Below are 22,234 nucleotides of genomic sequence, written 5' to 3' on the forward strand. Positions count from 1 at the left end.
GACCGAATCACCGGTGCTCCCCGAGTTCGGTGAGCACCCCGGCCTTGCGGAACGTCTTCGCCAGGGCCAGCGCGCGCTTGTCCTTGAAGCCGCCGGCAAAGGAGGCTGTGACGATATGCAGGGGACTGGGCTGTTCGGGTGGTGTTCGCGGGGCCGTCCGGGTGGTTGCCCAGCTATGTGGCTAACGGGTTCGCCGGTCGGTTCGAAACGGCGCATAGGTCGGGATCGTTGCGATATGGGCGCTGCTGGGGAGATTGAGTGCATGTCTGATGGGGGTGACGCGGACGGTGCGAGACCCCCGGTGGGCGTGTCGCCGCGGCGGTGGGAGCTGGTGTGGCGACACAGGCCGGAGTTGGTTCGGATTGCCGCGCGGCGTGTGGGCAACATCCATGACGCGGAGGATGTGGTGTCCGAAGCGCTGGTGCGCGCCGCCCGGTTCGCCAATCTCGAGGACGGCCGTGTCGGTGCCTGGCTGACCGCCGTCACTGTTCGATTGTGCGTGGACCTGCACCGTGCCCGCGCCGTGGAACTGCGCTGGACGTCGCGGGCCGCTGCGGTGACGGCGGCCCCGGTGGACCCGTCGGCGGACGAGCAAGTGTGCGACCGGGCACACGCGGCGTGGGCCGTGAGGGCGTTGGCGAGTTGCCGGCGCGACAGGCCGATGCCCTGCGGTTGCGGGCTCAGGGGCTGTCGGTGCCGGAGGTTGCGGCCCGCCTGGCGGTGACACGCACTACCGCGGAGTCGTTGCTGGCGCGGGCCCGTGTCACGATGCGGACACTGTTGGGGACGCTCGCCGCGACGGTGCTCGTGTTCGGCCGGACCGTGATCACCCGGGCGGGCCGGTACGTCACCGCCCAGCCGGTGATGCTCGCATCGACGAGCGCGGTGGCGGTCCTGGTCACGGTGGGCACGCTCCTCGTGCCGGCTGTAGCCAACGGCACCGGCCTCACAACACCTGCGAACGATCAGCTGACGGCGGCTGGGCCGGCGCGCCCTACGGTGTCGACGACGTCGGCGGAGGGCGCACCGCGACAGCAGGACCTTCCGCCAGCCGCAGCGCCGGTTCCGCGACTCGAGAGCACGTCGGCCGCGGCAGCACCTGGACCGCCACCCTCCTCGAGCCTTCCGGCACTGCCTCCGGCCCCAGTGGTGACGTTACCGGTGACCGCCCCGGCCCGGGCGACGGTCGTCGGCACGGTGATGCCGTCGGCCGTCGTACCCGTCCAGCCTGACGTCGCCACAGACGTGGCGCCTGCGCCCGGCCTGTAGCCCGGCCAAACTTTTTTCATCGCGACCGACTGACGACCGCCCCGGCAACCGTAGAGAGAACGACAGCGCCGTTTCCCTGCGGCGATGAACACGGTGTCGGGAGGTTCCGGGTTGAAGAGACGAAGAGTCCGTCGCGTTGTGGTCCTGGTCGCCGCGGTGCTGGGAGCGTGGCTGCCAGCAACCGCTGCGCCGGCGGTGGCGAGCACGGTGCCCACGGCGTCGTGCGTGGACGGCAACTATTTCGACGGGCTGGATACCCGCTACGCCGCCAGCTACTGCATGAACGCCTTGAACGCCGCGGGTATGCGGCCAGCGGGTTCACCAACACCGACGCGACCCCGCCGCTATCGCAGGAAGGCACCGACGCGATCTTCTACCACGCCTGGCACGCCCTCGTAGTGTGCGCGACAGCAACCGCGTGCACCGCGGTGTCCTCGGCCTTCGCCGGGTCTGATCCAAACAGCACCACGATGACGGGGCTCCTCGGCGATCCGAGTGCCGCCCAGTTCCAGGGGCCGGCCACGGTGTGCTCGGCCGGATTCCCGTGCCGCCAGGTCACCTTGGTCAACTATCCATACGAGAGCCAGATGGCGAAGTTCAACCTGGCGGTGTTCCAGTCCTGCAACAGCGCCCAAGACGGCGCCCTCGGCTACACCAGTCTCGCCACGGTCGCCTACAACACCGGTTTGGTGGGCACGTCATCTCGATGAGAGGATTAGCTGTCAACAGCGCTCGAGGGTGACGAGCCGTGGATGCTCCACTTGCCATTGGAGATCACTTGCACGAGCACGGGGCCACGGAGTGCTACCGTGCCGTGGAACCGGCCGGTCGTGTGCACGGGGACGTCGAGCCCGGCGGAGGCCGACAGCGCGTTGACGTTGAACGTGCGGGTCCCATCGTTGTCGATCACTGCTTTGTGGACTTTGCCGGCGAGAAACACGACTGCATCACCGCTGCCGGATGCGGTGGTCGTGTGCGTCGCCAGTGAGCGCAAGCCCTTGATCGTCAATTTCCAAGGTCCTGCGGCCGTGATGGCAAAGGTGGTGGTGCGCGAGCCGTCGTAGATGTTGATCCACCGGGTACCGAGGTAGGGGCCTGTCGTGCTGATCAGCACCGGTACCGAACCATCGGTTGCCACTTCGACGTCGCCCACGCAGTGACGGCAGTCGAATGTCACGAACCCGAGTTTCGCGGCCAGTTGGTGGTCACGGTGTCGCTGTCGCGGCCGTTGTGGACCTCCGGCGACGGCGAAGCCGTCGAGGCGGCCCCCGGCGTGCCGGTGGAGGCGGTCGTGGGTGAGAGCGGCGTCGTCGTGGGGCGGCTCTGGCTGGGCGTGGCCGTCTGCTTGGGAACCGCCCCGCCGTACTTCTCCACGCTGGTGTGCTCGCTCTTGCCGACACCGGCGACGGTGATGACAGCGAACACGAGCAGCGCAACGGCACCACTCAGGGCGGCGCGGCGCAGCCACCACCGTCGCTCCGGATGGCCCGAGCGTTGCCCAGCGCCATCTCGGCCAGATTCAGTCATCTCTCTCGCGTCCCGATGATCGACACACCGTCACTCGAGAGACACCGGTCCGCGCCCGCCAAGACGCGCTGTTGCGGAACTGTTAGCGATCGCCGCCGTGGCGCCCGTTATGTCCGGTTAGGTTGGCCACGCCGTCGGCAACCGCGCGCCTACCTGACTGGCACCACATTCGTGAGGACGTGGCGCCACCCCATCGTCTCGTGGCCGTCTGTCACCGCGGTGCGGACGCCCCGTACGTGTTCTTCCCCGTCGTGGCATCCCCCAGCCGTCAACCCGAATAGTTAACGGCCATCAAGACGATCAGCGGACAGGAATGTTGCTGGATGAATCCGGAGAGCTTCTGGTACGGCTCGGCGAATCCTACTGAAGTTCGGTCGGGATCCTGATGCTCCTCTGTCGCGTCACGATCAGCAAACCCTGGGGGGCCAGTGGCTGGTCGCGACGGTGACCGCGAGCGGCATTGCGCGTGTTCTCGCGCTACGCCGCACTTCGCGGGGTGCCCATGTCCCGTCCGCCATTTTCGCTGGCCCAGCCGATTCGACCGACCGTGGGCGAAGCGGCCGATCACGCTCACCGTTGCCGCCAGGGTGACGACGGAGCTACTGGCGAACATGGTGCTTCGCGATTATCTTGAGTAAGTGGATAATCCAGAGTACAGTGTCTACATGGATAATCACGATGAGACTGTCCGTGCGGTCATGCGCCTGGCAAGCGAGCGTCCAGACTGGATTCCGGTCCTGCGCGCGGCCTGTCAAGCCGCTGGCGCGGCCGAGGGCTTCGACGGCGAGTTCGCAGGGGCCTGGGTGCTGAGCGAGCTGGAAAAGCTGACGGGAGCTCGTGAGTGGCGACCTGGCCTGCGCACGCTCGTCACCTATGGCCTGCTAACGAAGTCCGGACCTTCCACCCGCGGCGGTCGACGGGCGTACTACCAGATGCGTGACCGCGACGGAGTCGAGTTGGGGTTGCAGGAACTGGACCAGCGAATGACTGGCGATCGCCCGTGATCGTCAATCGCGGCCGTCACCACCCGACTCTCGACTACCTGGCAACTCCCGCCGTGTAAACGATCCTGGCCGAAGTGACGGTCGTGCAGGCAACTTCGGCATCGCACACCGCCCCGAACTCCTCTGCGCACGACCGAGAGCGCCCGGCTCAGCCGTGCATGCGAACTTCAGACGTTCACATGAGTTTTGTTGTTCGGTAGGCGATCGCATTACGGAACCGCCAGGTCGAGCAGATTGGTCTTCTGCGCTCGCCGACGATTTTGGCGGCGACACGGTCGCTGACGAGCCGGGCATCCAGCTCCTCGCGATGGTCGCGCTGCGCAGCGGGCGTAGCCCGGAAACTTCGCGCGTGAGGCAACCTTATGACGGCGTTCCGGCATCTGACTGGGCAGCGACGCGGCGAGGGGAGGTGTGCGAATGGTCGAACCGCGAGGGTTCGAGGAGTACGTACAAGGCCGACAGGACCTGCTCGTTCGTGCCGCCTACCTCATCACTGGTGATTCACACTTGGCACAGGACTTGGTTCAGATAGCGCTGGAGCGTGTCTGGCAGCGCTGGGAGCGCGTGCGCCACGTGGAGAATCTTGACGGCTACGTCTATCGGGTGCTGATGAGGGCGTACCTCGGTATCCGTCGTCGGCGCTGGGCAACAGAACGCCCAACTGCCGACCTCCAGGGCGCGGGCACCGCTCAGGGGGACCAGGACGTGACACTCGATCGACTGACTCTGATGGATGCTCTGGCGCGGTTGCCGCCGAGGCAGCGAGCCACTGTTGTGCTGCGGTTTTACCTCGATCTATCCGAGAGACAAACCGCAGAGGCGTTGGGGTGTGCCGTCGGAACCGTGAAGAGTCAGACCGCGAAAGGGCTGTCGACGCTGCGTGCGGTCATGGACGTATTAGGCGAAGGCAGTCCGAGTTGCTAATCCGACCAAAAGTAGGCGGACCCCGAGCAGTACGTAATCGTCGCTGCGCAAGCGAATAGCCGTGACTGTGGTCGGATTAGTAACGAACAGCACAGTAAGGAGTTGCCATGACTGATCAAAGACCCGAGCACGAGGTACGAGTTGCGCTGCACAGCGTGGCAGACCAGTTGCCTGGCGCTCACGTTGATGTACAGCGGATCAAGGTCCGCGCGAAACGCCGCCGACGCCAATTGTACAGCGCGGCGCTGGGTACCGCGGTCGTGCTTGCCAGCGGTGTGGCCGTATTGCTGACGTTGCAACCACAGGATAACAGTCGGGCCCAGCTTGCTGTTCCGAATCGCGCCACCTTGTGCCCACAGACTATGGACGGATGGAAACGGGGCCCCGCACGACCTGGAATTGAGAAGGTTCTCGTGCCTGCTGACCCAGAAGTAGTAACGATTTGTCGCTACGACACTGTTGCGAGACAAACCGGTGATGTGGGCGGGAGTCGAAATGAATTGCGACTCAGTCGGTTTGGCGATCTATCTCGTGGCCCGCTGGCCGAGTTGGTCTCTGCGTTGAATGCCGCACCGTTGACGAACGAGAAATGTCAGGAGAGTCCGTCCGCGGTGGTCTTGGCTCATTTTCGTTACTCCGCAGGGGCAGATGTGGAAGTGGTTATCAATATGGAGAATTGCTGGAACGCCACAAACGGAGCACGTAGCACTGACGTTCGTGGAATTACAATCCCGGGCTTCATCGATTCGACATCGTAGCCTATGACCTCGTTATGGCAGCAAAGGGTCGATGGATGCGTGGCGGCTGTTCCTTGCGAACAGCCGCCACGCGGGTGTTACTGAATCGGTGATACTGTACCCAATCTTGCCAAGTCGTGATCAGTGTTGCTGATACTCCAGTCTTGGACCTGCCCAGATGTCGAATTGATTGTTACGGTCAATCGGGAGCCCGTGGGCGCCTTGGCTCCCTTAGGGATACGCGCCGCAGGAACGGTGAACTTGCCCGACATTTGGACAACGTACACCGAGTTGTCGGAGTTAACCGATTCACCAGAGGTGGCAGTCGCAGCACGCTGTCGGCTTGTTTTCACGTATTGCATCGCGCCAGGCTGGGACTCGCCGAGCGCACGAGCCAACCGACCTGCGGTCGTGGCCGCCGTTCCGGCCGTCACATCCGCCGGGGCTGCAGTTGCGCTTGAGGGGAAACTGCACCCCTGCGCCGTCTGAGCATGAACGGTCGGACCATCAGAATAGCCGGTCAATATCCCGTTACTATTGTTGTAGAATGGATCATTACTCACGTCGTGCCAGTTGTTGCTCGGGTCGGCGTAGGACCAGCCATAGGTGTCCCCATCGGCCTCCATGTTTGGAGTCAAACTCTCGATGCCGTTTTCGCCTCCGCCAGCAAATGCTCCTACGTCGGCAGAAGTCCCAACCTTCACACTATTGAAGTACACGTCCCAATTGTTGGTGTTTGTGACCCAATAAAATGCGGCCGTGTTATAGGAATCGGTTGAGGCCGGGCCGATGTAGTGCTCGTTATAACTGCCATCAGGCCGACCGTCCGCCCAAAAGTTAAGGAAGCCTTGCTCCTGACCAGGGGAATACCAAAGCGTCCCATCTGTTAAGCCAGATTCCACCCATGTCCAGAGCGCCCGGTTTGTTCCCTGGTTATCATTGGTCGTCATCCACATCTCGTAGTTGTCCCAGTCATTGTTGGGATCAGCGACCGCGAGACAGTATACACGCAACTGAGACCATGCAGCGTTTAGGTATACTGGGTCTTGCCCGAAGATGGGGCCGTAGCCCCCAATAGCGTAGCAATGACCCTCACCGTCGTAGTTGGGACACCCGTCGTAAGCTGATGCTGTTTCGGATGTGGCGACCATACTCGTCGATATGATAGCACCCATCATTGCGATGGACGCAAGGTGTCTTCGATATCTTCGCATGAAGGTTCCCCGTTTAATAGCAAAATTGATAACACGTTAGGTTTGCCCCAGATCACGGCTCCTCAACAGATGATCCTGCTCCGACGTAGCTATTCACGCTGCCCACTGGAAGGGTGAAATTGGGGACTGGTTAACGTGTTGCCTAGCTGACAAAACGGTCATGTTGTCGATGCGTAACGTGACCGCTTGCATCCATTTCTACTAGTCGATGCTCTATTTGCACTGCCGTGAAGTAATCGTCGGTCACAAACTGGAGGCGAAGTTGATGGGTCAAGCCGTCTGGCCACGCAGACCACACCCGCCGGGCGCAACTCCCTCCGTGCTGGCCGTGTACGCAGCCCACTGCACGTGACATACATGTTCGCGACGTTCCCGCCCAGTTCAGCAGGCTAAAGAGCTCAGGATCGGTCGGAAAGCGCACCCGGCGCAGGGTATCCTCGTTCTCGGGCTCGAAGTAGAGCGCGGTGACGTCGTAGAGGCACCGCGAGACATCCCCGGTCGCCCTCGCGTGGGCGAAGCAGGCGGTCGCAACTGGTCGCGGTACTGGGCCGTGGGCACCCGCCTCAGGGTACGTTTCATAGTCGAGTAACGCGCCGGCGCCGTGCCGAGGTCGGCCAGGACCCGTCCGGAATCCAGCAGCGAGGCCGGCTCCACGGTCCGGGCGATCACCAGATCACGGAACGTATCATCGCCCAGCACGTCGAACCCGAGGCCGGCATAGACGCCGGCCAATGCGTCGAACAGCAACCGTGACCCGGCGTTCATTCGGCGAGTTCGTACGGCGTCAGTACGACGGCGGTGCAGAGCGTTGAGTACGCCGGCGGGCGGCAGCGGATCGTCAAGCACGTTGGTTCGGCGCATACCGAGGCCGAGCTTAGGGTGTTGGTTGAGCGTGCCCGTGACCTGCTGGCCGATCTCGGGCAAGGGATGCTCGACCTTGGTGTCGAGCCGACGCCCTGCTTGGCGAGTCTGGTGTCCCTGCGGCAGGCCAGCGGCGGGATGCGCCGACCAGACATCGGGCGTGGGGATCGCTGCATTCTGCACACGCGCGGGTCAGGGCCGAACTCCGCTGCGTGGTGCGATCTCCGGCGCTGCGGACGACCACGTGTTCGTTACCAAGGGCGCCGTTCCACCTGGTACAGGACAGCCGAGTCCCAGGGGCACCGCTAGGGGCTGTATCGAAGTCGGCTACAGCCATTCGTTGATTGCCGCGATGGTCACGGTGGCTTCGTAGCGCACGGCAAGTTTGTCGAACCGGGTAGCCACGGCACGATTGCGTTTGAGCCGGTTGATGCCGCATTCGACCGCGTGACGCTGTTTGTAGATCTCGGGATCGAAGGCCGGTGGCCGCCCGCCCGTGGACCCGCGCCGGCGCCGGTGGGCGTCCTGGTCGGTCTTGCTGGGGATCGTCGCCTTGATCCCCCGCCTGCGCAGGTAACCACGGTTGCCGCGCGAGGTGTACGCCTTGTCAGCCAGGACCCGATCCGGGCGACTGCGCGGCCGACCACCGTCGCTGCGTGGTACCCGGATGCCGTCCAATACGGGAATGAACTGCGGGCTATCCCCACGCTGCCCCGCGGTCAGCAGGATCGACAACGGCTTCTGCCCCTGCTCGCAGCCCAGATGCACCTTCGTGGTCAGCCCACCCCGAGAACGCCCCAGCGCGTGATCAGCAGGTTCACCGCTGACCCCACCAGGCGGCTCGGCCTGCAGATCCCCCTTTTCCGCGCCCCGGCAGCATGCTGATGCGCCCGCGCAGTCGTGGAGTCCACCGACACGTCCCAGGTGATCCGGCCTGCCGCGTCCGCGATGGTCTGCAATGCGGTCAGCAGCACCGCCCAGGTCCCGTCCCGCTGCCACCGCCGAAACAGCGCATACACCGCCGACCAGGACCCGTAGTCCGGCGGGATGTCCCGCCACGGCGCTCCGACCCGGATCCGCCACCGGATCCCGTCGATGAGCTGCCGTTTGGTCCAGCGTGACGGCCTACCCGGACGGCTCGGCGCCGGTAAGAGCGGTTCGAGCACCGCCCACTGCGCGTCGGTCAGGTCGTGCCGCCCCGTCACCGTTAAGGTGGTCACGAGGTCTCCGGTGGTCTCCGGTTTTTCTTGGTCGTTAAACCAACTACCGGAGACCTCGCTCATTCTTGATCACCGACACACCCGGCAGCATGAACTCATGTCAAGCCGTCACAGCCAACTTCGACACACGCCCTAGAGGCAGGCGACTCGAAACTCGGGATACGGGCTCGACGTCAGGGTCGCTCGGAGGCTGCGCCGGTCACTTCGTGATGACGGGAACCGTGGCCGGGCGGCGGGGTGAGCGTGGACGTGTAGTTCTCGCCGTCGACGAGGGGGTTGGTGAGGCTGACACCAGCCTCCGCCATGCGGTCATAGGCCGCGAGGATCAACTCCTTCGTCCGGTAGGTGCCGTGCTTCGCCTCGTCCTTGCGCTTGACGATCGGGAACGTGTCGAGGATGTAGTCGGTATCCTCGCGGGAGATCTCGTAGAGATGGAAGAACAGGGCGTCGAGCTCGGCGCGGATGACGGTACGGCGCTCCTCGTCCCACCGGAACGGGGCGCCAGTGTCACCTAGGTCGCGAGCAAAGAGCGCCATGTCGTAAGCCGTGTAGGCGAGCTCAAGCGCGCGAGTGGCGATGAATCGGTGGTGGATCTGCAGACTATCGGGAAGGAGAACCGGAAGCTGTGCAAACTGAAAGAAGTTAAGATTGGTTCCGCCAAGCTTCTGGCGAAGCATGTAATCTAGAGCGAATGATATGGTGTTTGAATAGAGTAGTACGACCGGTTTGCGTGACGACGGAAGAATTATATTTCCGGAGTCGCCCAAGCCTCCGGCTGGGAAGGCAAAGGAAATGATTGTCCGTTCATCCGTTGCTCGGCAAATCTTGCGAAAGCCAATGATCCACTCACGGTCCCAGCCCTTGGCCGTCAGGCGAGTGGCGACCCCGGCTTCCTCGATATCGTGGCCGTCCTTGTCGCGTCGGCCGGTTGGGATGTCGTCTTCGGATACCCAGTAGCGTGGGAGTACGACGACGTTCGGGTCCTGCTTCTGGCCGTGCGTGAGGTCGCGGGTATTTCCGTGCTCGTCGTAGGTGCCCCAGCGGTGGTCGTAGTGGTGGAGCATCTTCGCCTCGTAAAGCGGCAGCATGAGCTTGCCGCCTTTGGTGAAGCTGTTGCCGGTGAGGGTCCAGCCGTCGGCTCCCAGCTCTTCGCGGGTGTGGAAGAGGTGAGAGTCGTTGGACATATCGAACATCCTCATGAACGACACGTCCCAGGGGTTGCTGCCGCCCTGGCCTCGTTCGTCGGGTTCCTTGATGAGGATGGGGACGCGGCGGTAGATGCCGAGGGTGATTTCGGCGTCGCGGCGGGTGCGGAACACCGGGCAAGTGCCGGTGTTCGGGTTGAGGAGGGTGATCTCCGCGGGTGTCAACGAGAAAGCCTTGCCCACCGTCTCTAGTTCTCCAGGATCTTCGAGGAAGAAGGCGAAATCAATGACGTCGTGTGGGACGCTTGGCCCGGCGACCGATAGGAGACAGAAGGGGTTCCTGTCATCAGTTCCTAAGAAGATCCTGCGTATCTCACGGAAGCTGTAAATCGAGATCAGCGACCGGTTTGCCACCAGGTCCTTGAAGAAGTACTGGGTCGTGGCGTCGGTGGCGATGCCGGTGGGCAGGATCACGCCCATGTGGCCGCGTGGGCCGGTCAACGTGCGATCAGTTTCGGCGAAGACCGCGTAGGTGTTGATATCGCCGCGTCCGGTGAGCGGGTAGCGGCCGCTGATGCGGAGGAAGTGGCTTTCACCTTCGGCCTTGCGCTTGGCGGCTTCGAACTCCTGGTATAGGGCGTTTCGGTCTGGGTCGTTCCTGAGCGCTGCGATGAGGCTCTTGCGAGCGGCAGCGTTTCTCGCTGTGGCGATTTGTTCGTCGCGCTGGGCGAAGAATTCCTGTTCCTGGAGTTTGACGCGCTCCCACGGCGGGTTGCCGAGCACGCAGTCGAAACCGTCGGACCAGCCGCCGGTGTCATCCACCCTCGCGCCCGTCTCGGGGACAGCGAACACGTCGGGGAATTCCAGGTGCCAGTGGAAGAACCGGTACTGCTGGCGCAGGCGGGCGATCTCGTTGTGGGTGCGTTGGGGTGCCGCGTCGGCGTCCGGATCTTGCAGGTTGCGGAAGACTTCCTCTGTGACCGGGAGCGGGCCGTCGGGTGTTTTGTGCCAGAGGAATGCGGCGCACCACGCGTCGGCCACGTGCAGGGCCCGCAGGTACTCGGTCGACTCGGTGAAGTCGCGGTAGGCGGATTCCTGGCGGCGCACGTCGGCGAGGGTGTCAGCCGCCGTGTCCGTGATCTGCTGTAGGCCGGTGGCAAACGCGGTGTTGGAGACCTTGGTCTCGGTGTTGAGGTCGAACAGTCCGCGCTGGCCTTCGCGTTCCTTCTTGTTTTGCTTCTGTAGTGCTTTGGCGTACTTCTTGTCGTCGCCCTCGATCGGTTTGAACGCGTCATCTGGGATGCCGCCGCGCAGCAGTGCTGGGGTGGCGCCGATGAGGGCGTTGCCGCATTTGACGTGCGCGTCTAGGAAGCTCAAGGGTTTGCCGGGTTCGAGGGCTTCGAGCCAGAGCGAGACTTTGGCGAGTTCGACGGCCATGGGGTTGAGGTCGACGCCGTAGATGCAGCGGGCGATGACCTGGTGGAGGGCGTGGCGGACGGCGTCGAGTGTGGGTTCGGGGTTGCGTTCCCGTACGGCTGCTACGCGTTTGGCGATGCGGCGGGCGGCGGCGACGAGGAAGTGGCCGGAGCCGCAGGCAGGGTCGCAGATTTTCAGTGATAGCAGTTCGTTGGTGATCGCGTCGGCGGGGTCGGACTGGTCGGCTGCTGAGGCTGCCTGCTCGCCGCGTTTGACCGTGTCGTCGATCACTGGATCGAGGGTGGAGTTCAGTAGGCACTCGATCAGTGACGACGGGGTGTAGTAGGAGCCAGTCGTCTTGCGGGTGTTGCCCGCGAGGGTCTGCAGTTCGAAGGTTCGGTCGAGGGCGCTGTGCCTGGGGACGAGTTCCAGGAGGGATTCGTAGATGGAGCCGAGTTCCTCGGCGTCCAGGTGCTGGTAGTCCACCGCGCGCACGCGGCGGGAGCCGGTGTCGCGCACCTGGGCGAGGTGGCGCACGGCTGCCAGCAGGTACTCGTTGGAGAGGTTTAGACCGCGTAATGGGGCGTCGGCTTCCGTGCTGTCGAAGATGCCGCCGAGACCGGGTAGGCCGAGTTCGGGTCGCCCGTGCTCGTCGCCGAGCGCGTTGAGGACGATCCGCAGTGCTTGGTAGAGGTCGTCGTGCGCGGTGCCGCGGCGCCGTCGGGCGTGGGCGCGCAGCTTGGCGGTGGAGAAGTAGCGCGTATAGCGCTGCCGGGCCAGGTCGGTCGCGTCTGGTGTGTGGAGGGCGTCGCGGTCTTCGGCGACGAAGAGGAACAGCAGGCGGTAGACGAGCCGCAGCAGCGCGTTGTGCAGGGCGTTGACGTCGAGGTTTTCACGCAGCACGGCGTTGTCGGGGTGGCGTAAGAATCCGGTGCCTAGCGTGGTGATCGCCTGCTGGACCCCGTCGCGGAGCTGGTCGAGCGCGCGGGTGCCGGAGGTGATGGCGTCGAGGCGCCACTTCTCGAGCCAGCAGGTCGCTGGGGATGCGCCGTCGGCGATGGCGAAGCGGGAGACGTGCAGCAGCCGGTAGAGCAGGACGAACTCGCTGAACAGTTCGCCGTCGAAGATGGCTTCGAGGTCGAACTCGATATAGGAGGCAGTGGCGAGCGCGCTGGAGTCGCGCAATAGCCGCAGTTGGCGGCCGTTGGTGATGATCCCCCACAGGTGGGATTCGGTGCGGTTGAGGCATTCCTGCACCAGCGACTGTGGGGGCACGGTGCCCGCGCCGCCGGGTCGCTTGTCGAGCGAGTGGTGCCACCCGGTCAGGTGGATCGGTACGTGGTTCCAGCGGTGGCTGATCTCGAAGGTCTTGGTCCCGTCATCGGAGGTGATGCCGGCGGCGCCGGTGGGGGTCAGCTCGCCGAAGCCGAGTTCGGTGAACAGCGGTGCGAGCCACTGGCTGACGGCCTGCCCGGTGGGGTCCGTTGGGGTCTCCGCTTGAGGCGCGACCGGCAGCTTCGCCCGGAGGTCGGCCCACACGGAGCGGAGGTAGTCCCAGTGCCGTTCCGCCTCGTCGCTGACCGAGCGGGAGCCGACGACGCGGTAGTCGGAGGGCAGGCAGCCGGCGACGTCCTTGCCTTCGGAGATGCGTGCCAGCATGTCGGCGGGCAGCAGGGCGCCGATGGTGTGGACCGCGGAGAACACCTGGTGACGGGCGATGGCGGACATCAGGCGGCTTCTCCCGACACGGGTAGGTAGACGTAGGCGCCGAGGATGTCGGCGGGTATCTGGGCGGTGACGCGCACCCCTCGGACGATCTCTCCTGAGGCGCTGCGCACCCGGCGGTGGGACTCCAGGAGTTCCACGGCGAGCTGCTCACCGTAGGACTCCAGGTGCGTGCCGGTGGCGTCCAGCGCGTCCAGCACACGACGCAGGGTGCGTTCGCCGAATGCCGGGTCGGTGTTTTCGTCGGCGGTCAGGTCCGGCAGCGCCAGGGCTTCGTCGGAGGTCAGCCAGGTGGCGTCGGTGGGCGAGCCCTGGAAGGCGAGCAGCCGCGCGTCCTCGGCCACCAGTTGCCGTTCTCCCGCGCGGGAGGGCAGGGTGAGGTGGAAGCGGTAGCGGACCAGCAGCAGGGTCGTGCGGGTAGTGACCCCGCGGGTTCGGATGACGCCACAGCGGCGGGCCGGGCGCGGCCCGTCCGCTTTGCCGTCGAGCGCGGCGTTGAGGACGTATCCGGCGATGGTGCTGACGACGGGGTCCGTGCGGACCAGAGCGGACTCACCGCGCGCCACCGCGGCCGTGTTGCGGAGTGGCACCTGGCGCCCGGCTTCGACAGCCTCGCCTCCAAGGGCCGGGGCGAGCGCGTCACGGAGCCCACTGGGCGTGCCGCTCAGGTCCGCGGTGAACCCACCCGCGCCGTCGTCGCGCAGGACGGCCTCCAGCGAGGCGAGCGCGCGCTGGACGAAGGTGCGGACCTCGCCTGCGCGGCCGAGGACGTCGCGCACTGCCGCGACCTCGCGGGCGACCTCCTCGGGATGGATGGCGCGCTGGGCGAACCGCGACCGGGAGGTCTTTTCCCGCTCGGCGGCCGACTTCCACTCGGCTTCTAGCGCGGCTTCCTGGGGGTTGAGCGCCTCCAGCTCGAAGAGGCCGGCTTGCTCCGGACGCTGGTTGCGCATCAGCAGCCACTCGACGATCGCATCAGTCACCCCGGCGGAGTCGGCGTCGGGTACCGAGACGGAGATGCCCAGATCCTTGCGGATTTGGCGGTGTTTCTTGATCAGCACCTCGAGGACTTTGCCGTCGATGCCGTTGTCGCTGCCGTAGAGCGTGACTACCCGGACGGTGTCGCGTTTCTGGCCGTACCGGTCGACACGGCCCTCGCGCTGGTCGTGCCGGGTGGGGTTCCAGGCGAGGTCGTAGTGGATGACCGCGTCGAAATGGTGCTGGAGGTTGACGCCCTCGGACAGGCAGTCGGTGGCTACGAGCACGTGCCGGGCCGCGGCGTCTTCACCCGCGTCCTGGGCGAGTTCCTCGATACGTTGCAGGCGTTGCTGCGGGGAGAGCGTGCCGGTAACCGCTCGGACGACGGTGTTCTTGCCCAGTGCACCATCCAGGTGCTCGGCGACGTACTCGGCGGTAGGGATGTAGCGGCAGAACACGATGGGGTGATAGCCCTTCGTGAGCAAGGTCTTGAGGTGTTTGATCAGGGCAGCGAGCTTGCGGTCCTCGGTGGTGCCCTCCAGCTGCTCCGCCCGCTCGGCGAGGTCGGCGAGCCGTGCACCCACGTCCTCGGTCTCCGCACCCGGGGCGACATCGAGGCCTTCCAACGTGTCGCTGTCGGTGGAGTCCCTGACCAAAGGGGCAGCCAACCGGTCGGCTTCCTCTACCGTGGCGGCGGTAGCCGCGGCGGACCGGGTGCGCAGTGTCTGCGCCGCGGCTCGCGGCGAGGAGACCAGGGAACGCAGCAGCGCGATCGCGGACCACCAGGCGATACGGGCCTCTCGCTTGCCGCGGTCGCCCGCTCGGGTTACCCGCTCGCCGGCGTAGGCGATGGCGTCGTCGAGCAGGGCCCGGTAGGCGGGTGAGAGTTGGTAGGTCTCGTCCTTGAAGTAGCGGTCGGCGGGGAAGACGGTGTCCTCGCGCAGGCTGTCGTCGGGCAGCCCGTCCTCCTTGGTGAGGAACTGCCGCACATCGGCGCGCCGGCGGTGGACGAAATGGGCGGCGAGGAGGCGCCGGCCCGCGTCGGAGTCGAGGTCGGCGGTGGCCAGCTCCGGTTTGATTAGGCCGAGTAGCGTGCGGAAGGCACTCTCCTTGCCGCTGTGTGGGGTCGCGGTCACCAGCAGCAGGTGCCGGTCGGCGTCCGCGGCGATGCGGTCGAGCAGCTCGTGCCGCAGTTGGCTCTGTGCCGATGAGCCCTCGTCTGCGACGACGCAGGTGTGGGCTTCGTCCACGATGACCAGGTCGGGGCAGTGCTTGACGAAGTCGTCGCGGTGGCGGGTGGATTTGATGTAGTCGGTGGAGACCACGACGTGCGGGTGCCGGTCGAACAGTGATTGCCCCAGGTCGAGGTTTCGCTCCAGTTTGGACACCGTAGAAGCTAGGACCAGTTCCGCGTCGAGGCCGAACTTGGTCCGTAGCTCCTGCTGCCATTGCTCGGCCAGGGCGGGCGCGCACAGCACCGCCAGCCGGCTAGCGCTGCCTTGGGCGAGTAGTTCGCTCGCGATGAGACCGGCCTCGACGGTCTTGCCGATGCCGACGTCGTCGGAGATCAGCATCCGCACGGTCTGCTGCCGCAACGCCATCATCAGCGGGACGAGCTGGTAGGCGCGGGGTTCGACGGCGATCCCGGCGAGGGAGCGGAACGGCCCTGCACCGGAGCGGAATCCGATCCGCAGTGCCGAGCGCAGCAGGCCCGCAGCGAGCGCATCGCCGAGGTCATCAGCCGACGGGCGTGCGAACTCGGCGCCTTGTACTTCTTCGAGGGCCGGGAATACGGCCGCGATGTCGTCGTCGGCGCCGCCCAGCGGGCGCAGCACGAGCATGTCATCGGCGCTGTCGGGCAGGACGACCCAGTCGCGCCCGCGTGCGGAGACCAGGGAGCCAGGGGTGAAGGTGGTCGGCATCGCTGTGGTGATCTCTTTCCTTGTCAGATGCCCACGCTGGGCCCGAAGTACCGCTGGAACTGCTCGACGATGCCCGACCAGTCGGCGTCGTGCGGGAATCGGACAACGTCCCACCCGCTGTCCAGCAGCCGTTCCTCCGCTTCACGGTCACGCTCGGCGACAGCCGAGTGCTCGTGAACGGGTCCGTCGACGAAGACCGCGACGTTGACGCCGGGCAGCCGGTACACGAAGTCCGGTCGGGCGTACGCCTCGCGCACGAGGGTCTGGGCTTCGTCGGGCAACCGCAAGCCGTGCTCCTTCAGCCAGCTGATGAGCCTGCCCTCCAGACGGGTGTCCGACTGGGCGGTCAGCCGCGCGAGTTGCTCGGTGCGGGTTTCGCCGGGCCCGGTGGTGCGGGTCGGTGCCGCGGCGAAGCGCAGCAGCAGGTCACGCACCAGGTGCCGGTTGATGACCCCGTGGTCCAGCTGGTTGCCGTAGGTGAGCAGGCAGTCGTAGCAGCCGTGGGCGCAGGGGCGATCAGGGTGGGGGCCGCCGAGATCGGTGCCGTCGGTGTCGAAATGGCAGATCGCCAGGGCCTCCGCGGCGGCACGGGCAAGCGCACCCGGTTCGGCCTGCATCCGGCGCAGGACACCGGCGCCGCCTTCAGCGGCTTCGGTGAACAGCATGCGGTCGCGGGGGCCGTCGTCCGGCGGCAGCAGTTCGCTGGTCAGCTCGGAGTCCTCGAGCTCGAAGGCTGCCTCGATACCGCGTTCCAGCGCATACATCAATGAGCGCGCGACGGATTCGTCGACGGGTTCGGCGAGTGTGAGGACGAGGATGTTGCGCCGGTCTTCGACATACGGGATCACGCGTTTCTTCCGGCGCTTGTCGTTGCCGTCGGCGTCGACCACCGGCATCTCACTCGAGTCGCCGGAGGCTTCGGCGGCCTCGCGTTCGGTCATCCACGTCCCGTCGGTGGGGTCGAGCCAGAACCCGTCTGGTTCATCCGGGTTGGCGCGCAGCCGCCCCTTGTTGGTGATGCGCACCGTCGCGGAGTCGCCATAGGACACCGTCGCGAGCACGCCACCGGCTTCGGCCACGAGGGCGTCCTGGCGGCCGGAGCGCGCCCCGTGGTCCCGGAACCGATAGGAGACTTCGAGCCGGAAGCCCGCCCTGCGGCGCTCCTCCTCGTCGGAGGAGATCCGTTCGCGGCGCGTGGTGTAGACGGTGTGCAGCTGGAGCAACCCGTGGGTGGTATCGCGCAGCGGTTCGTCGCACACCTCGCAACGGTCCGCCCGCTGCCGCGTGTCGTGGTGATAGCCGCAGCGGGTACACCGGCGGGCGTCGGCGGTGACGACATCACCGGTCACATCCGGCGGCAGCTGGATCCGTTTGACCTGATACCGCGCGCCCTCGTGGTAGATGAGCGCACCCGGCCCGAACTCGCGGATGGCGAGGAACCGGGGCCGCTGCAGGTAGTCACCGTCGCCGAACCGGCGTGCGCTTGTCGGGATGTAGGCGGCCAGCGGCAGCCGGGGGAAGGAGTAGCCAGGCAGGAAGCCCTCGCTCGCGAGATAGCGGTAGGGGTTGAAGTCCGACAGCACCGACTTGCTGTCAACGCTGTCGTTCTTCAGCAGGTTGAGTTGCGTCTCGGCCTCTCTGCGGCGCCCGACCGCGGCACGCCGGTCCTTTTCGGACAGCGTGTGGTCCAGGACGCGCCGGTTCTGTTCAGCCTGGTCGGCGAGGGCCGCCCGGAACAGGTCCCGCCAGCGGTCGAACGCCCGGTTGAACCGCTCCGGCGCAGCCCGCATCGTGTCCTCGATCCACGCCTCATCCCACCACGTGGTTTTCTCGAACTCGGCGAGAAGCCCGGAGAAGACGGTTCGTGCCGCGGTCACGGCTCGCTGCTGGGCGGTGGTGTCGCCGAGTGCCGCGGTGATGTGGTCGTGCAGGGGAAGGTCGGGATCAGGGCGGCGGGCCTGCTCGTCGTAGGAAATGTCGACGGTCTCCGGGACCGCGCGGCCGAGCTTGAGCCCGGCCTCGGCGAGCCAGATCGCGTGGATGTGGGAGCGCACGAGGTCCTCGTTGGCCAGGTCCAGGCGCGGCGGTGTGACCGCGCCCGCGACCATGCGGTCGGAGCGACGGAAATAGTACTGGTCGTGGCTGTTGCCGGTGGCGCAGTACGTGGTGACCAGCGCCGGCTGCCCGGACCGGCCGGCGCGCCCGCTGCGCTGCGCGTAGTTGGCGGGTGTCGGGGGCACGTTGCGCAGGAGCACGGCGTTGAGTTCGGAGATGTCGACGCCCAGCTCCATCGTCGGCGAACAGTAGAGCAGTTTCAGCTCGGCGTTGCGGAAGTCCTCCTCACGCTTCTCCCGCTCTTCGGGGGGAACTTGCGCGGTATGCTCGCGCGCCGCGAGCCCACCGAGCGCACCGGCCGCATTCCGGTAGAGGTCCCGGAAGAAGGGATTGACGCGCGGGCCATCGCCGCTGGCATAGGTGCGGCTCAGCGGGTCGTGGTAGCCGGTCTCACCCGTTCCGGCACGCCACACCAGGGACGCGGCCGACAGCCGGTACCCCGTGATCGCCGGGCCGACCGGGCCACGGGACCAGCCAGCCCGCTGCGGCGTGGCGGCGACCTCGGTGATCAGACCCGCGGCCGCGAGCACCTTGAGCAGGTCCACGATGATCTGCTGGGTGTCGTCAACCGACAAACCCGACCGGAAATGCTGGCGCCGCAAGTACTTGGCGAACTTGCCGCGGCCGGAGAGGAACAGTCCGGAGCGGTCCACACCCGGGCGCGAGGGGCGAGGATAGGCCGTGCCGACCCGCGGACGGTCGCTCTGGGACAGCACCCACGGGTCGATGAGACGTTCCTCGCTGGCACGCTGCAGCGTGTCGAAGTCCTCGCGGAAGTACTGCACATCAATGGCCAGGGCGCGACGCATCTCATCCAGCAGCACGCGCATGATCTCCACCCGCTGGCCCGGGTCGGCGTCGGCCACCTCCGGCTGGGCGCCCGACCACCGATCCTGCTGTCCGGAGAGCCAGTCGAGGTCGGCGTAGTCGATCACCAGTAGGCCGGTCTGCTCCAGGTTGGGCATCGTGACGCGCCAGCCCCGCTGCAGATCCAGGTAGAGACGGAACGCGACGACGTCGCGCAGGGTCTTGGCGGCATTGCGCGCCAGTGACGGAGCCAGGTCTGCGCCTCGAGCGTAGTCGCCGAGCTCCAGCCCAAGCGCCTCGCTGACGCGGGAGGCCAGCTCCTCGTGGCTGATGCCCTCGTCCCCCGCGTCGACGGCGGCCCGGTAGAGAGCGCCCCGCAGTTGGGTGACCTGGACGAAATCGTTGAAATGCCCGGCCTGCAGCGACGCGTCCTGCCGGTTGTCGACAAACGTGAGAAGCTTGCGGGCCTTCGCATCGAGCGCCTCTGGGGGAACCTCCTTCAGCGAGCGGACGATCGAGGCCGAGATCAGCGAGGTCGCCGACGACCGGCCCTCCTGATCCAAGGTCGCGAGTTTGGCGAAGTCCTTGCCTCGCACCTGCTCGTAGCTGACGCCGCAGTGCAGGCAGAACAGGAACGGGGAGGGCACGAACGCCGCCTGAAGCTCGCCGCGGCCTTCGCGCCCGTACGGGTCCACCGTGATGACCCGGGGCAACCGTGCTTGATACGAACTACGGACGAATGCCTGCCCGCTGTCGTCGAACTCCAGCCACGACTCGGGCAACCGGCGATCGTCGATGGCCTCCTCCAACCGGCGCGGCCACGGATGGTCCGGATCGAGGTACAGGTAGCCGTCCCCCGCGCGCCCGGCGGTGGCGACCGTGTCCCGCCGTGGCTCATAGACCACCCCGTCGTCGGTTTGGGTACGCCACACGGTCAGGTATTCCTGGCCACACTCGCGGCAGAACGCGAGCGGCAGCAGGATCTTGCCGTCCGAACCAGGCTGCACCCGCTGGTAGTCCCGGGTCCGGTGGCGTGTCGCCTTGTCCTCCAAGGTCACGTACACGGTGTCACCTTTGGACAGGAACTGGTGCAGCCGGAACGCGAAAAGCGGACGCTCGGTGACCGGATGCCTGGCCTCCGAACCAGCCTTCAGCGTGCGGCGGATCGCTTCCGCGCACTCCGCTTCGGACAGTCCACTGTCCTTGGCCAGCTCGACCACTGCCTCTTCGATCTTCGCGGGCTGCTGGCGGCTCAACTGGCCCGACTCGTTCTTCAGACCGAAGCGTGTCTCGATCCAGCGGGCGAGGGGGTCTTGCACCAGATCCGCGTAGGCTCGTGGCGGCTCGGCCGCCCGTAGGCGCTCGACCGGCACCGTCTCTGGTGCCTCCTCTGTGGCACGGACCAGGGTCTCGCCGATGACGTTGTCCGGACTGACCTCGGTACCGAAGAGGGTGGTCGCGAGGTCGGCCACGACGGCCCGCTGATCGTCGGCGGTGCCTTCGCTCGCGATCGTGGCGGACGTGCCGACACACTGCAGGCGCTCGGCCCGGCACGCTTCGCGCACACGCCGGATGAGCAGCGCGACGTCGGCGCCCTGTCGTCCACGGTAGGTGTGCAACTCGTCAAAAACGAGGAACTCCAGTCCCTGCGCCATCCTGATCAGGGAGCGACGGTCATCGGGCCGAGTCAGCATCAGCTCCAACATCACGTAGTTGGTGAGCAGGATGTCCGGCGGATTGTCCCGGATCTCCTTGCGCCGCTCGTCGCTCTCCTGTCCGGTGTACCGGGCGTAGGTGACCGGCTCGTGTCCCTTGCCGTAGCCATCCAGCAGGAACTTGTCCAGTTCCTTGAGCTGGCTGTTGGCCAGCGCATTCATCGGATACACGATGATCGCCCGAACCCGCTTCCGCGCCGGCTCGTGTTGACGGTCCTTGAGCACCTTGTCGACGATCGGCACGATGTAGGACAGCGACTTGCCCGACCCCGTGCCCGTGGTGAGCACATAGGACGCACCAGAGTGCGCGACGGCGATCGCCTCGCGCTGGTGCCGGTGCAGGGTGAGCGGACGGCCGTCACAGACCACGCCGCCTTCGCTCTTGCGCGCCTGGAAGATCCGGGCACACTCCGGATGCAAGACGCCCTCGTGGACCAGTTCGAGCACGCTGCCACCCGACGCGAAGAACGGGTTGAGCGACACCCACGGGTCAGGCCACTGGGACTTCGCGTCCAAGTCGTTGTCCACAAAGGCACTGATCCGGTCGTCGCGGATGATCATGCTGCCTTCGGTGAACGACCGGTAGTCGTCGATGAGCTGCTGATGCACCGCGAAGACGTCCATACCGGATCCCGCCCGGCGCGTCGAAACATCCGGTTCGTCGGCAACCCCCGCAGGGACCCGAGCCTGCGAACGCCGGCTCGCCAGAGTCCGCAGGGGATCGAACTCCTCCCAGCCCGAGACACGCGCCTCACCTACCGCCAGCGGCACCAGCGCGTCACGGACGGCGACAGCATCGACCGGCCGATCCGCCGGGTCCTTGGCAAGGAGCTGTTCGATGAGCCGCGCCACGCCCTCCGGGACATCGGTACGAAGCAGACGCACCGGTGGCGGGTCCTCGTGGAGGTGCTTGTAACCCAACTCGTGGGCAGACTCGCTGTGAAACGGCGGCACTCCGGCGAGAAGCTCGAACAGCACGCAGCCGAGGGCGTACAGATCCGCTGCCTGGGTCACCGCCGCGACGTGGAACTGCTCGGGAGCCATGTAGCGGGCCGTGCCCACGGTGACCCCCGAACTGGTAACCTTGCCGCCCTCGCGGTCGTCGATGATCCGGCCCATACCGAAGTCGAGGATCTTGACCAGTCCGCCACGTAGCAGCATCACATTCGACGGTTTCAGGTCCCGGTGCACGACCTTCTCGGTGTGGGCGGCTGCGAGACCGTCCGCGATCTGCGCGCCGAGCGCTGCGACCCAGGCGGCCGGCAGCTGGGGATGCTCACCGGTCAGGTCCCGCAGCGTCCGCCCGTCGAGGAACTCCATCGCCAGATACGGCAGATCGGCCTTATCCCCGCCCCCGTCGATGAGGCGGGGCAGGTTGGGGTGGGCGAGTTTGCGCATGATGCGCACCTCGCGGTCGAACCGCTGCACGGCCTTGTCGTCCGCGAGCGAATCGACCAGCGCCCCGGAGCGGGTGCGCAGGATGAGCTTCACTGCCACCACGCGATCCGCCGAGTCCACGGCCGCGTGCAGGTCCTCGGCCCGGTAGACCTCGCCCATGTTGCCCTTGCCGATGGGGCCGAGCAGCCGGAACCGGTCCGCTACGACCTCCAACTTCCCTGGCACTAGCGACCTCCTGCGCTGTCATCCTGTCACTG

At 66.0% G+C, this 22,234-nt stretch carries 13 protein-coding genes; 6 read left to right on the forward strand and 7 right to left on the reverse strand.

Annotated features, from left to right (window positions below):
• Positions 1-262: 262 nt before the first annotated feature.
• The 3 genes from VHD82_RS36880 to VHD82_RS22470 all read left to right on the forward strand — a co-directional run bounded on the left by VHD82_RS36880 (position 263) and on the right by VHD82_RS22470 (position 1,979).
• Positions 263-724 carry an RNA polymerase sigma factor gene (locus VHD82_RS36880; protein WP_414637562.1) on the forward strand — a complete coding sequence of 154 codons (462 nt, stop codon included), beginning with the start codon at positions 263-265 and terminating at the stop codon, positions 722-724.
• Entirely contained in the window at positions 694-1,269 is a 576-nt protein-coding gene (locus VHD82_RS36885; protein ID WP_414637563.1) for a hypothetical protein, read from the forward strand. The genes VHD82_RS36880 and VHD82_RS36885 overlap by 31 nt, the downstream gene beginning before the upstream one ends.
• A gap of 167 nt (positions 1,270-1,436) precedes the next feature.
• Positions 1,437-1,979 (forward strand): hypothetical protein, encoded by a 543-nt coding sequence (locus VHD82_RS22470; protein ID WP_325707195.1) that lies wholly within the window; start codon positions 1,437-1,439, stop codon positions 1,977-1,979.
• A gap of 5 nt (positions 1,980-1,984) precedes the next feature.
• Here the strand turns inward: VHD82_RS22470 and VHD82_RS22475 are convergent, their stop codons facing one another.
• Together VHD82_RS22475 and VHD82_RS22480 are read right to left on the reverse strand one after the other, a co-directional pair.
• Positions 1,985-2,422, reverse strand: coding sequence for a hypothetical protein (locus tag VHD82_RS22475; protein ID WP_325707197.1), 438 nt, complete (start codon positions 2,420-2,422; stop codon positions 1,985-1,987).
• Between the two features lie 20 nt (positions 2,423-2,442).
• Positions 2,443-2,796 carry a hypothetical protein gene (locus VHD82_RS22480; protein ID WP_325707200.1) on the reverse strand — a complete coding sequence of 118 codons (354 nt, stop codon included), beginning with the start codon at positions 2,794-2,796 and terminating at the stop codon, positions 2,443-2,445.
• Positions 2,797-3,434: 638 nt separating this feature from the next.
• On the opposite strand from VHD82_RS22480, the gene VHD82_RS22485 reads away from it, so the two are divergent.
• From VHD82_RS22485 to VHD82_RS22495, 3 genes are all read left to right on the forward strand, one after another.
• Positions 3,435-3,800 (forward strand): hypothetical protein, encoded by a 366-nt coding sequence (locus tag VHD82_RS22485; protein WP_325707203.1) that lies wholly within the window; start codon positions 3,435-3,437, stop codon positions 3,798-3,800.
• A 417-nt stretch (positions 3,801-4,217) separates the two neighbouring features.
• Positions 4,218-4,724: a SigE family RNA polymerase sigma factor gene (locus tag VHD82_RS22490; RefSeq protein ID WP_325707206.1), complete on the forward strand. Its 507-nt coding sequence runs from the start codon at positions 4,218-4,220 to the stop codon at positions 4,722-4,724.
• 107 nt (positions 4,725-4,831) lie between these two features.
• Positions 4,832-5,482 (forward strand): hypothetical protein, encoded by a 651-nt coding sequence (locus VHD82_RS22495; protein ID WP_325707209.1) that lies wholly within the window; start codon positions 4,832-4,834, stop codon positions 5,480-5,482.
• Positions 5,483-5,559: 77 nt separating this feature from the next.
• On the opposite strand, the gene VHD82_RS22500 is transcribed toward VHD82_RS22495, so the two are convergent.
• From VHD82_RS22500 to VHD82_RS22520, 5 genes are all read right to left on the reverse strand, one after another.
• Positions 5,560-6,411: a hypothetical protein gene (locus tag VHD82_RS22500; RefSeq protein WP_325707212.1), complete on the reverse strand. Its 852-nt coding sequence runs from the start codon at positions 6,409-6,411 to the stop codon at positions 5,560-5,562.
• 1,452 nt (positions 6,412-7,863) lie between these two features.
• A protein-coding gene (locus VHD82_RS22505) for an IS5 family transposase (RefSeq protein WP_325707543.1) occupies positions 7,864-8,741 on the reverse strand; the annotation gives its coding sequence in 2 pieces (ribosomal slippage) (positions 7,864-8,357 and positions 8,357-8,741; 879 coding nt in all).
• Between the two features lie 188 nt (positions 8,742-8,929).
• The gene (locus VHD82_RS22510; RefSeq protein WP_325707215.1) at positions 8,930-13,045 is read right to left on the reverse strand and encodes an Eco57I restriction-modification methylase domain-containing protein; all 4,116 of its coding nucleotides are present in this window, start codon (positions 13,043-13,045) and stop codon (positions 8,930-8,932) included.
• Positions 13,045-15,942: a DEAD/DEAH box helicase gene (locus VHD82_RS22515; RefSeq protein WP_325707218.1), complete on the reverse strand. Its 2,898-nt coding sequence runs from the start codon at positions 15,940-15,942 to the stop codon at positions 13,045-13,047. Before VHD82_RS22515 ends, VHD82_RS22510 begins: the two co-directional genes overlap by 1 nt.
• Positions 15,943-15,965: 23 nt before the next feature.
• Positions 15,966-22,202, reverse strand: coding sequence for a protein kinase domain-containing protein (locus VHD82_RS22520; protein WP_325707221.1), 6,237 nt, complete (start codon positions 22,200-22,202; stop codon positions 15,966-15,968).
• Between the last annotated feature and the right edge of the window lie 32 nt (positions 22,203-22,234).

The sequence above is a fragment of the Amycolatopsis sp. genome (genome assembly GCF_035546795.1).
Taxonomy (GTDB): Bacteria; Actinomycetota; Actinomycetes; order Mycobacteriales; family Pseudonocardiaceae; genus Amycolatopsis_E.